A 12,385-nucleotide genomic window follows, 5' to 3' on the forward strand; every position below is an offset into this window, starting at 1 on the left:
GGCTTCGCCGGCGGGGCATCCGCGGCCGTCACCGCGGGACCGGTGTTCAACGATCCGACCGGCACGGTAGCCCAGCAGCGGGCGATACGCACCACGTTGCTGGACTACATAGGCCAGTCGCCGGCCGGGTCCTCCATCAAGGCGTCCGTCTATCACCTGTGGGACGCCGGGCTCGCCCAGGCTCTCGCCGACGCTCACGCGCGCGGCGTGCACGTCCAGTTGATGATGGACAGGACCACGGTCAGCGACAATCCCGACAACACCTCCTACGGCACCCTCGCCGCGGCCCTCGGCACCGACCTCACCAAGAGCTCGTTCGTGGGGCTCTGTCCGGCCGGCAAGTCGTGCCTGGGCGACCCGTCGCTCGGCACGTCCATCAACCACAACAAGTTCTGGCTCTTCTCCCAGCTCGACGGGGCCTCCGACGTCGTCGTCCAGACCTCGTCGAACATGACGCCCTCCAGCTACAGCCGGTTCTGGAACGACGCGTACGTGCTCACGAACAACGCGACCATGTACGCGGCGTACAGCACCTACTTCACCAAGCTGGCCGGCAAGAAATGGCAGAACTGGAAGTACAGCCACACCGCCAGCAGCCCGTACAAGGTGTACTTCTTCCCGCGCCCGGCGTCCGACCCCTCGCCGGGTGACACGATCACGGGCGTGCTGGACAACGTCTCCTGCACGTACACGGAGAGCGGCGTCACGAAGCACACCAAGGTACGGGTGGCCATGTTCAGGCTCACGCGGCTGGCCGTGGCGCAGAAGCTCGTCTCGCTGAAGAGGGCCGGGTGCTCCGTCGACATCGTCTACTCGGAGACCGACAGGGGGTCCAGCGGCACCTGGGGGGCCCTGCACACCTCCGGCGGCCCCACCCTGCGCTGCTACAACTGGGACGACGACAACGACCCGGACACCGCTTCACGCATCGTCCACTCCAAGTACCTGCTGATCGAGGGCAAGTACGACGGCGTCACGGGCCAGAAGGTGCTCTGGACGGGCAGCCACAACTACTCCGGCCCGGCGCTCACGAAGAACGACGAGGCGCTGCTCAAGGTCGACAGCAACAGCGCCCATGACACCTACGTCGCCAACTTCAACGCGGTGAAGGCCGCCGCGGTCCCCGGCACGGCCGACGCCACGAACGCCTGCAAGGGCATCTCCGGTACGGCGGGCGACGACTGAGCGCCGACGCCGGTGCCGGGTCAGGGGGTCAGACCCTCGCCCTCGCCCTCGCCCTCGCCCGCTCGGGCCGGGTGGCCCTGCGCAGCCTGCGGGCGGCCCGGCGCAGCACGGAATCGTTGTCGTCCTCGCGGTACCCGGGCACGCCCCGGGCCTCGCGGGGCCCGGCGAGATAGACCGAGTCCGGTATCCCCGCGGCGGCGTCCCGGAAGTACGGATACGCCAGGTACAGTCGGCGGCCCTTCTTCTCCAGCAGGGCCGCCGGCTGCTTCTTGGCCTTGGTGAACTTCAGCACCTCCAGCAGCCGTTCGGTCTGCCGGGTGGCGACCAGGTGCACGCGCAGCCGCTCCTCGACCTTCAACTGGCGGGCCACGCCCTCGTGCCAGTGGGCGGCGAGCAGGGGCGCGGCCAGCTCCATCTTGTGGCGCCGGACCTGGTCGCTGTCCTTGAGGAACTTCGGGCCGAACTGCGGCAGCAGGGTGACGGCGAAGGGGCGGACCATCAGCGTGTCGCGCCGGGGGCCGGCCGGGACCATCTCCGTGATCAGGTTCATCAGGGAGCGCGCGGAGTCGAACCGCAGGGTGTAGCCGCCGCTCTTGGTGACCTGCTTGCCGTCCTCGCGGCCCACCAGGTAGTAGCAGGTGTAGTCGGCGAGCACGGAGACGCCGTCGGCCCGCAGGTACGCCTCCATCGTGAACAGCGCGTCCTCGCCGGTGAACAGGGACTCGTCGAAGCGCATGCCGTGCCGGGTCAGCAGCTCCCGGCGGAAGAGCTTCTGGGCGCTCAGCGTGAACTTGATGTTGGAGGAGAAGACATCGGTGCGCTCCAGTGTCCGGTGCCACATCGACTTCGGCGCCCCCCGGTTGACGCCCTCGATGCGGCCGAGAACCACATCGGTGCCGTTGCGATCGGCCATGGCGACCATCCGCTCCAGCGCCTCGTCGCCCAGCCGGTCGTCGGCGTCGAGGAAGAAGACGTACCGCCCGGTGGCCTTGCCGAGGCCGACATTGCGCGGGCCGCTCGGGCCGCCGGAGTTCTCCTGCCGGATCACCGTCACCGGCATGGGCGCGCGGGCGGCGAACTCCTCCAGGCAGTCACCGGTTCCGTCCGTGGAGCCGTCGTCCACCGCGATGACCTCGATCCGCGCCGGGTCCAGCGTCTGCGCCTCCAGGGACGCCAGGCACTCAACCAGATACGGCATCGCTTCGTACGCGCCGATGATGACGGACACATCAGGCTGCGTCACGGTCACGTTCCCCCCAAACAGACGGGTGCTATTTCTCCCGTTTCTCCTTTTCGCTACCTAGAAGACGGTTCAGCCCTGAGCAAGGTTGCCTTCTGATGCGCCATTTGTGACTCACATCACCGCAGCGAAGCGGTTGTGAAATGCCGTCGGCCCCCGCGGAGTTGGACTCCACGGGGGCCGAACAGGGCTTGTTCCAGGGCGAGTTGTCAGCCGGTCAGTTCCGCCGACTCCGACGCGGCGATCCGGGCCTCCTGGCCGAGGTTGCGGGTCTCGGCCTTCAGGGCGAGGTCCGCGACCGCGGTGTTGAACTGCTCGATGGAGGGCGGCTCGTCCGGGCCGAGCAGATACCGCTTCAACTCGACGCGGTCCTCGGCCAGCGGGTCGGCGGACGGGTCGCGGACCGCGTCCAGCAGCCCGCCCAGCTCGGCGGCGCTGTTGGAGAGGATCACCGCGGCGCGTACCGCGGTGTTCTGCCGCTTGAACTCCTCCTCGCCGAGTCCCGCGGAGTCCGTCACCGCGTACGGCTTGCCGCTGGCGATGAAGTCGGAGACCACGCTGGAGATGTCGGAGACCATCGCGTCGGAGACGTTGAAGCAGTCGTACAGCCGCGGCTCGGCGCCGGTGATGACCCGGTGCTCGTGGGAGCCGAAGGACCGCCAGTAGGCGTCGTTCCACTCCGCGCGCAGCCGGGCGATCTCCTCGTGCCGGGCCATGTCCACCAGACCGTCACGGCTGGCCTCGGCCTCGTCGCCGCGCTCCTTGCCGCTGCCGGCCAGTTCGGCCAGGCGCGCCTCGATCCGGGCCAGCTCGGCCTTGGCGGCGCTCTGCGCGGCGGCGTCGACCGTGAAGCGCGGGTCGCCGGCGCGCTCCACGCCGGCCCTCTCCACCAGCGCGGTGATCCGCGCGTGGGCGGCCTTGGCCTCGGCGCTGACGGTGCCGGTGAAGGGGTGCGGCTTGTACAGGACGCGGACCGGCGGATCGGCCTTGACCAGCCGCTTGACGATGTTCTCGCCGGCCAGCACCAGCGAGGTGTTGCCCGGGTTGCCGTCCCAGCCCTCCCAGGTGGGCGCGTACAGCACGGTCGGGATACGGCCCTCGGGCACGCCCTGCCAGCCCTGGATGGGCGCCAGCTGCGGGCGGCCGACCTCGGCGATGTCCTCGTCGCGCACGCCGACGTCCGCTATGGCGTACCGGTCGCGTCCGGCGCGGCCCGCGGTCCACACCTCGTCGTAGACCTTGCTGAACGGGTTGACGCTGGCGAGCTTGTCGCTGTCGCCGTGGCCGATGAAGACGTGCTTCATGGTGGGCACGCGCAGCAGGTGGATGTTCTTGCCCACGTTGGCGGCGTACAGCGCGACACGGACGGTGCTCAGGTCCATGTTCATCAGGTGCACCCCTCCGGGCACGCAGATGACGGGGACCGTGGTCGGGGCGAGGTTGGCCAGGATGACCCGCTCGCGCAGGATGATCAGCGGCTTGGAGTCGAGCTGCTCCATGGTCTCCAGCCACATGTTGACCTGGTAGGCGGAGTCCTTGGAGCCGGAGAAGTACAGCACCGTCTCGGGGCGGTACTCGGCCAGCCAGTCGTCGACGGCGGCCAGCACGGCGTCCGCGTTCGGCGGGATCCGGCGGCCGCGGATGTACGGCACCAGGGCGAGCACGTAGAGGGTGCCCAGGACCAGGGTGAGGCCGATGCCGATGAACCCGGCGAGCGGCTCGTCGAGGAAGGCCGAGACCAGCACGCCGATGACGGCGGCCAGGTCCAGGTGGAGCATCTTCTCGGCGGACCGCTCCAGCAGGACGCGCGGCGGGGCGTCCGGGATGCGGATGCGCGAGGCCAGGTCGACGTTGCGGGTGGCGACCGGCATCCGGCGGCGGTTGCGGATCAGGGTGACCAGCGCGCCGTGCGGGGCCTGCAGTCCGTAGAAGGCGATGAAACCGGCGACGGCGGCGTAGTAGACCAGGTTGTCCGAGAGGTCCAGGCGGGCCAGCAGCAGGACCAGCAGCAGCTGTCGGATCAGGAAGCGGATCGACAGCCCTGCGCGCACCTTGCTCAGTCGGTTGACCAGGTAGCTGCCCTTGCGGTGCAGATAGTGGTCCGCCAGGTACGTCACTGCGGCACCGGCCGCGAAGGCGGGAACGCTCGGGACGAGCGCGGCCACCATGAGACAGGGGAAGCCCAGCATCATGAGGACCGCCGCGGCCAGCTCGGCCGCGCTGCCCACCCGGGCGACGCGTATAGCGGTGGAGATCACGGATAAACCTGCTCTGGGGGAGGGGTTGCCGGTCTGAGGAACGAGGGCCCAAGGACTCAGGCCCCTGTGAATTCTTCGTCAGAAGAAACAGGGGCCTGAATTCCGTAAGGCGTATTAACTGTTGATTATGCCACGCCGTCCTGACGGTCCAGCACACTGGCCAGCGCCGCCTCGAAGCCGGAGGCCTGGCCCGCGGCGGCCGTCGGGTCCTGCTGGCGGACGTCGATGACATGGCCGGTCAGCTCGGAGAGCAGCACGTCGAGCGAGGTGCGGGCGACCGCCTCGGAGGAGAGCAGGGTGCCCGCCGGCTCCTGGCCGAACGCCTTGGTCCGCATGGGGGTGGCGGTGCGCTCGGGATTGATGCAGTTCACCCGAACGCCGTCACCCGCCCACTCGTCGGAGAGCGCCTGGGTCAGGTTGACCATGGCGGCCTTGGTGGAGGAGTACAGGCTGTACTCGGCGCGGCCCCGGGTGTAGCTGCTGGAGGTGTACAGCAGCAGCTGGCCCTTGGTCTCGGAGAGGTACTTGTACGAGGAGCGGGCGATCTGCACCGGCGCCAGGTAGTTGACCTTCAGCGCCTCCTCGATGGTGGCGTTGTCGGTCTCGGCCAGCTTGCCGATGCGCAGCACACCGGCGGTGTTGACGACGTAGTCGATCCGGCCGGTCTCGGCGTACGCCCTGGACAGCGCGTCGTCGACCTCCTCCGGGTTCTCCACGTGCGTACCGGTGGTGGAGCGGCCGAGGGCGTACACCTTGGCGCCGTAGGACTCGGCCAGTTCGGCGATGTCCTTGCCGATGCCGTAGGAGCCGCCGAAGACGACGACGGTCTTGCCGGTCAGCAGCTCGCGGTAGGCCTCCTCGGAGACCTGCTCGGGCGCGGCGGTGGAGGCCAGCTGGAACAGCTTGTCGGCGATGAAGACGTCGACCGGCTGGGTGACCTTCATGTTGTACTCGTCGCCCGCGACCACGTGGATCGGCACGTCCGGCAGGTACTTCAGCACGACCGTGCAGTCGTCGGTGGCCTGGAAGTTCGGGTCGCCGGCCGCGACCTCGTAGGCCCGCCGGATGGTGGACAGCTTGAACGCCTGCGGCGTCTGGCCGCGGCGCAGCCGGGAGCGGTCCGGGATCTCGGTGATGAACTCGCCGTCCTCGCCGTGCGTGCGGGTCACGATGATGGTGTCCGCGGACGGGATGGCGACGTCGACGGCCTGGTAGCGCTCCAGGGCGGTGACACAGTCGTCGATCACACGCTGTGACAGCAGCGGGCGCACGGCGTCGTGGAAGAGGACGTTGCGGTCCTCACCCTCCGCGAGGCCCTCGCTGAGCGCCGCGATGGCCCGCTCGGTGGTCTCGTTACGGGTCGAGCCACCCTCGATGATCTTGGTGACCTTCTTGAACCCGGCCTTGGCCACGATCTTCTCGACGTCGGGCACGTAGCCCGGCGCCATCAGCACGATGATGTCGTCGATCGAGTCGGCCTTCTCGAAGGTGGTCAAGGTGTGCTCGATGACTGCCTTGCCGGCGATCTTCAGCAGCTGCTTGGGGATGGAGAGACCCACGCGCTGACCGGTACCACCGGCCAGGATCACTGCGGTGGTACGGGGCTTGGCTATGTGCTGGGACACAGGTGACCTACCTTGTGGCGACTGGGAACGCGGAAATGGTCCCACTTCCGGTAACCGCTGTGCAAGGTGAGCGCCGCCCGCCGCATATGGGCGCGCAACCCGTCATTCACCTCGCACTCCTGGTGACGGTCGGGAATGCCTTCCCGGTTCCCTCGGGAATTGCTGGGCGTAGCTGTGAGTAACCGCACAGATCAACGGCGACGCAGCTTCTTCAGGCAACGATGCCCAAGGACCTTCACCAGTTCCTTGGACGACGTCTGGTGAACCGTACGCGCCTGCGCGGGCACGGAGCTGCGCACCGGCGCCGCGGCCGCCGCGGCGAGCGCCCCGTAGAGTGCCTGTGCCGCGACCTCGGGCGCGAGGCGCGGCTCGGCGCCCGTCGGGGCGTCGGGCTGTCCCGGTACGGCGGACAGCAGGGCGAGGTCCCCGATCACCCGCACGCCCGTCGCGCCGATCCGCTCCGCCGCTTCCGCCCCGATCCCGGCCGCCGCCTCGACGGCCCACCGGGGGGTGCGGATCTTCACGTCACCGGGACCGGGAGTGCACGCGTTCTTCATATGCATCACGGCGCCATATCGGACGAGTTGTGAATACAGCTCCTCGGGCAGCTCGTTCCCGCGGAATTCCACATTAAGATTCCGCAGCATTTCGGTCTCGGCGAGGGTGAGGGAACGGTTGGCGGCGTCCGGAACCTCCTGGAGGACATTCTCCGGGAGCCCCAGCAATGCCTCGAAGGTACGCATCAGGCCACCGCGGTCGGTGTCGTCGACCACCACGACGGTGACCCGTCCGGGGCCGACCACCCGGGCCCACCGCTCGACCAGCCGGTCGTGCCGGTGCCGCCGCCAGAAGCTGGGGTTGGGCTTCTCGTACGGCGGCTTGCGCAGCATGTGCTCCAGCCAGTCCTCGTAGCCCATGCGCAGCCCGTTCTGCACGTACTGCTGCCACTGCGAGGGCATGATCCGCGCCAGCGGGCGCAGGGTGACCAGGACGTGCACCCGGTCGCCGCCGAGGTCCTCGACGATCCGGGCGATCGTCGCGTCGTCGGGGGCGTCGGCGAAGAACTCACTGCTGACCACCGAGGTGCGCCGGCCGGTGGCGGCGACCTGATCCACCAGGGTCTCCCAGTGCCGGTCGCTCGGCTTGCTGTTGCCCAGCATCCCGGGGCGGGAGCACACCGCCAGGGCTGCCGACATGGGGTGCCTGCTGGTGGCGGGGAAGTCGACGCCGTGCTCGGCCATCGCCTCCTTGGCCGCGAACAGCGCGCCCTGGATCGCGGTGGTCCCGGTCTTGTGCGGCCCGATGTGCAGCAACCGTGTACCGGCCGCCGGCGGAGTCACCGCGCGGCCGGCCGGTACCTCGTCTCTCGTACAGTCCGTCTCCATGGTCAGGGGACGGTAGGAGGTGTTCCTGAGCGTGGGATAAGAGCGGAATGTGGATGCGGTGAGGGCCGCGTCCGACGGGTGTCACTCCGTGAAGCGGTCGCCGAACCGTGTCTCGGCCGTAGTCATCCCGAACGAGCCCCCGCCGTAGGAGATCGTGCTCTTCGGCCCGAAGAACCACACGCCGCCGGCCCAGCTGTTCTCGCCGACGGCCGCCACGACCGGCTCGGGCCGCCCGTCACCGTTGCTGTCGATGACCTGGAGCCGGGTGCCGAAACGATCCCTCGTCTCGGCGCTGCCCGGCACCCCGGGGCTGGCCTGGCTGTACGCCCGGGAGCCCGCCCCGGTCGGCCCGTCCGGCCCGCCCGGTACGACGGTGAAGGTGCCCGCGTCGGTCCTGCCGTCGAAGTCCTCACCCGGAGCACCCGCCAGGATGTCCCCGTAGCCGTCGCCGTCGACATCGCCCACCGCGACCAGGGAGCCGAAGGCGTCGGCCTTCTCCGTGGCGCCGGGGACACCGGGGGTGTTCTGGGTGATGACGCGGGTGCTGCCGCCGTCGATGATCCTCAGGTCGTTCTCTCCCCCGGTGACGATCTCGGCCGGCCTGTCGCCGTCGACGTCGCCCACCGCCAGGGACTCCTGCCAGGGTTCGGCCGTGCTCAGCTCCGCCACGACCGTCGGCGCGAGCAGCCCGTCGCGACTGCCGCGGGCCACGCTCACGGTGTAGCCGTACTTGCGGTCCTCGACGTACTCGTAGCCCCGGGAAAGCGCCACGACATCCGTGATCCCGTCGCCGTCGACGTCCCCGGCGGCGATTTCGGTGATCATCTGGTTCGTGTCGAGCTGGACGCCCTGCCGCACCGAGGCGGCGGCGCCGTCGCGGCCGAACGGCCCGTAGCGCACCTCGCCGTCCTTGGCGAGGTCCATGTGCCCGTCACCGTTGAAGTCCCCCGCGATGTACCTGCCGCCCTGGCCGAGGGCGTCCGTCAGCACGGGCAGCACCGTGCCGGAGGAGAGCCCGCTCCGGCTGCCCCACAGCACGATGCTGTTGCCGTCGCGGGCGATGCCGCCGTACGTCCACTGCTCGTTGTCGGTCTCGACCAGCAGATCGGTGATGCCGTCGCCGTCGAAGTCCCCGGCGGTGAGATGGCCGCCGAACATGTCGTGCGACTCCGGGCTGCCCGGCACGCCCGGCGACGCCTGTGTGTAGACCTTCTTGGTGCCGGGGCCCTTCGCCGAGCCGTAGACGACGGCGACGTATCCGGCCCGCGTCTTCCCGGCCACCTTCCCATTGGTGACACCGGTGACCTGGTCCTCGTGCCCGTCACCGTTGAAGTCCTGCCGCACGGGCTGGGACTGGGCGTGCGCGAGGGGTGCTGTACCGACGGTCGCGCCCAGCAGGGCGAGCGCGACCACCAAACCGCGGCGTACGGACACATCGGCTCCGGGAATCAGAAGGGTTCGGGGAGTGCCACGAGGACCGGGAACCCCCGCGGGGTTCCAAGATCCTCATCAGCCGCCCTCTACGACTCGCCGGACCCGCGGTTGGTTGTGCCGCGGCACACCCCGACTTCGGCCCGTCAGCCCTCGAACGGGTCGAAGTCGTCGAACTCCCGCTGGTACTCGTCCCGTTCCGCCTGCTTGTCCCGGCGGCGCTGGGCCGCGGGGCGGGGCGCCTCGAAGCGGTGGTCCTCACCGCGGCGGCCGAGCATCTCGGCACCGGCCATGACGGTCGGCTCCCAGTCGAAGACCACGGCGTTGTCCTCGGGGCCGATGGCGACGCCGTCGCCCGCGCGGGCGCCCGCCTTCATCAGCTCCTCCTCGACACCGAGGCGGTTGAGCCGGTCGGCGAGGTAGCCGACGGCCTCGTCGTTGTTGAAGTCGGTCTGCCGCACCCAGCGCTCCGGCTTCTCGCCGCGCACCCGGAACAGCCCGTCGTCCTCGCGCACGACGGTGAAGCCCGCGTCGTCCACGGCCTTGGGCCGGATGACGATCCGCGTCGCCTCCTCCTTCGGCTTCGCCGCGCGTGCCTTGGCGACCAGGTCGGCGAGGGCGAAGGACAGCTCCTTCAGCCCGGTGTGGGCGACCGCGGACACCTCGAAGACGCGGTAACCGCGCTCCTCCAGGTCCGGCCGCACCATCTCGGCGAGGTCCTTGCCGTCCGGTACGTCGATCTTGTTCAGCACGACGATCCGCGGCCGGTTGTCCAGGCCGCCGTACTCGCGCAGCTCCGCCTCGATGACGTCGAGGTCGGAGACCGGGTCGCGGTCGGACTCCAGGGTGGCCGTGTCCAGGACATGCACCAGCACGCTGCATCGCTCCACGTGGCGCAGGAACTCCAGGCCCAGGCCCTTGCCCTGGCTGGCGCCCGGGATGAGGCCCGGCACGTCGGCGATGGTGTAGACGGTCGAACCGGCGGTGACCACACCGAGGTTGGGCACCAGCGTGGTGAAGGGGTAGTCGGCGATCTTCGGCTTGGCCGCGCTGAGCACCGAGATCAGCGAGGACTTGCCCGCGCTCGGGTAGCCCACCAGCGCCACGTCGGCGACCGTCTTGAGCTCCAGCACGATGTCCTGGAGGTCCCCGGGCTCGCCGAGCAGCGCGAAGCCGGGTGCCTTGCGGCGGGCGGAGGCGAGGGCCGCGTTGCCGAGGCCGCCCCGGCCGCCCTGGGCGGCGACGAAGGACGTGCCGTGGCCGACCAGGTCGGCGAGGACATTGCCCGCCCTGTCCAGCACGACGGTGCCGTCCGGGACCGGCAGGACCAGGTCCTGGCCGTCCTTGCCGGAGCGGTTGCCGCCCTCGCCGGGCTTGCCGTTGGTGGCCTTGCGGTGCGGGGAGTGGTGGTAGTCCAGCAGCGTGGTCACGGACTGGTCGACGGTCAGGATGACGTCGCCGCCGCGCCCGCCGTTGCCGCCGTCCGGTCCGCCGAGCGGCTTGAACTTCTCACGGTGGACGGAGGCACAGCCGTGGCCTCCGTTACCCGCGGCGACATGCAGTTCGACGCGGTCCACGAAGGTGCTCATGGTTCAGTGCCTCCAGTTACGTACGAAATGTCTCGGTGTGCTGTATGTGTCTCTGTCTACATCACGTCTACAACACGTCTACAACACGCGAAAGGCGGACCCGCCTTCCCGACCGGGAAGTGAGGTCCGCCTCGCGAAAGCTTCCGATCAGCCTGCTCAGGCGACCGGAACGATGTTCACGACCTTGCGGCCACGGCTGGTGCCGAACTGCACCGCACCGGCCTGCAGGGCGAACAGCGTGTCGTCGCCGCCACGGCCGACGCCCGCGCCCGGGTGGAAGTGGGTGCCGCGCTGACGGACCAGGATCTCGCCCGCGTTGACGACCTGACCGCCGAAGCGCTTCACGCCGAGGCGCTGAGCGTTCGAGTCGCGGCCGTTACGGGTGGACGATGCGCCCTTCTTGTGTGCCATCTCTCCTCAGTCCCTTACTTCGCAGCCGCGGGGATCTCAGTGACCTTGATCGCCGTGTACTGCTGGCGGTGGCCCTGACGACGGCGGTAGCCGGTCTTGTTCTTGTAGCGCAGAATGTCGATCTTCTGGCCCTTGTGGTGGTCCACGACCTCGGCCTGGACCTTGATGCCGGCCAGCACCCACGGGTCGCTGGTCACGGAGTCGCCGTCGACGACGAGCAGGGTCGAGAGCTCGACCGTGTCGCCCACCTTGGCGGTGGAAATCTTGTCAACCTCAACGATGTCGCCGACAGCAACCTTGTGCTGGCGACCACCGCTGCGCACGATGGCGTACACGCGGATCTCACTCTCTCGCTCGGGAACGGCACCCCCGCAGTCCAGCCGCCCGGCACGCGGACAGCCTCTCCAGGACACCCAGTGCTCCGGAGGAAGAGGTTTACGGGGATGTGGCGCGCCTATATCCACGGACACGCCGACGGTCAAGGTTACGGGGCCGCGCTTGGAGGGTCAAACCGGGCTCGTGCGGTCCCGTAGCCGTATGCTCACGCAGCGGAGCCGATCACCGGAGGGCGCAGAAGTGAGCTACAGGGTCCAGCCCGGCGCACAGGTCGACGACACCGCCGAGATCGGCGCCGGAAGCAGTGTGTGGGAGCTGGCGCAGATCCGCGAGCACGCCCGTCTCGGCACGGGCTGTGTGATCGGCCGCGGCGCGTACGTCGGCTCCGGGGTGCGCATGGGCGACAACTGCAAGCTGCAGAACTACGCCCTCGTCTACGAGCCCGCCGAACTCGGCGACGGCGTCTTCATCGGCCCCGCCGTGGTGCTGACCAACGACCACAACCCGCGCTCCGTGGACCCCGAGGGCCAGCAGAAGCGCGGCGGCGACTGGGAGGCGGTCGGGGTGCGGATCGCCGAGGGCGCCTCCGTCGGGGCGCGGTCGGTGTGCGTGGCGCCGCTGACCATCGGCCGCTGGGCCATGGTCGCCGCGGGCGCGGTGGTCACCAAGGACGTCCCCGACTTCGCCCTGGTCATGGGTGTCCCGGCCCGGCAGGTCGGCTGGGTCGGCCGAGCCGGCGTCCGCCTCACCGAGCGCCCCGGGGAACCGGGCGGGTGGGAGTGCCCGCGGACGGGCGCCCTGTACGAGGAGAAGGAGGGCGTGCTGACCGAGCGGGGGGTGTGAGCAGCGGCCGACGGGGGCTGCGGGCAAGCGCGACGGGCGGCCGCGGCCGCCGACCGACCGTGAGTGGCCGATTCGGGCGCCC

At 69.6% G+C, this 12,385-nt stretch carries 10 protein-coding genes; 2 read left to right on the forward strand and 8 right to left on the reverse strand.

Going from position 1 to position 12,385, the window contains the following annotated elements; genetic code table 11:
* Positions 1 to 42: 42 nt before the first annotated feature.
* Entirely contained in the window at positions 43 to 1,185 is a 1,143-nt protein-coding gene (locus ACZ7L7_RS03900) for a phospholipase D-like domain-containing protein (RefSeq protein ID WP_472074655.1), read from the forward strand.
* 28 nt (positions 1,186 to 1,213) lie between these two features.
* Here ACZ7L7_RS03900 and ACZ7L7_RS03905 read toward each other — a convergent pair whose 3' ends face one another.
* From ACZ7L7_RS03905 to rplU, 8 genes are all read right to left on the reverse strand, one after another.
* Positions 1,214 to 2,434 carry a glycosyltransferase family 2 protein gene (locus tag ACZ7L7_RS03905; protein ID WP_472074657.1) on the reverse strand — a complete coding sequence of 407 codons (1,221 nt, stop codon included), beginning with the start codon at positions 2,432 to 2,434 and terminating at the stop codon, positions 1,214 to 1,216.
* 200 nt (positions 2,435 to 2,634) lie between these two features.
* Entirely contained in the window at positions 2,635 to 4,683 is a 2,049-nt protein-coding gene (locus ACZ7L7_RS03910; protein WP_471429379.1) for a hypothetical protein, read from the reverse strand.
* A gap of 125 nt (positions 4,684 to 4,808) precedes the next feature.
* Positions 4,809 to 6,308 (reverse strand): bifunctional cytidylyltransferase/SDR family oxidoreductase, encoded by a 1,500-nt coding sequence (locus ACZ7L7_RS03915; RefSeq protein WP_285511118.1) that lies wholly within the window; start codon positions 6,306 to 6,308, stop codon positions 4,809 to 4,811.
* A 191-nt stretch (positions 6,309 to 6,499) separates the two neighbouring features.
* Entirely contained in the window at positions 6,500 to 7,693 is a 1,194-nt protein-coding gene (locus ACZ7L7_RS03920) for a hypothetical protein (RefSeq protein WP_285511117.1), read from the reverse strand.
* Positions 7,694 to 7,774: 81 nt separating this feature from the next.
* Entirely contained in the window at positions 7,775 to 9,127 is a 1,353-nt protein-coding gene (locus tag ACZ7L7_RS03925) for an FG-GAP repeat domain-containing protein (RefSeq protein WP_471429382.1), read from the reverse strand.
* 143 nt (positions 9,128 to 9,270) lie between these two features.
* On the reverse strand, positions 9,271 to 10,713 hold the full coding sequence (gene obgE / locus ACZ7L7_RS03930; RefSeq protein WP_472074660.1) for a GTPase ObgE: 1,443 nt from the start codon (positions 10,711 to 10,713) through the stop codon (positions 9,271 to 9,273).
* A 156-nt stretch (positions 10,714 to 10,869) separates the two neighbouring features.
* Positions 10,870 to 11,124, reverse strand: coding sequence for a 50S ribosomal protein L27 (gene rpmA / locus ACZ7L7_RS03935; RefSeq protein WP_073938528.1), 255 nt, complete (start codon positions 11,122 to 11,124; stop codon positions 10,870 to 10,872).
* A gap of 14 nt (positions 11,125 to 11,138) precedes the next feature.
* Positions 11,139 to 11,459, reverse strand: a complete 321-nt coding sequence (gene rplU / locus ACZ7L7_RS03940; protein WP_006132815.1) for a 50S ribosomal protein L21 — start codon at positions 11,457 to 11,459, stop codon at positions 11,139 to 11,141.
* Positions 11,460 to 11,700: 241 nt separating this feature from the next.
* Here rplU and ACZ7L7_RS03945 point away from each other — a divergent pair, with 241 nt between their 5' ends.
* Positions 11,701 to 12,303, forward strand: coding sequence for an acyltransferase (locus ACZ7L7_RS03945; protein WP_285511114.1), 603 nt, complete (start codon positions 11,701 to 11,703; stop codon positions 12,301 to 12,303).
* Positions 12,304 to 12,385 lie beyond the last annotated feature (82 nt).

The sequence above is a fragment of the Streptomyces sp. NPDC110618 genome (genome assembly GCF_055657065.1).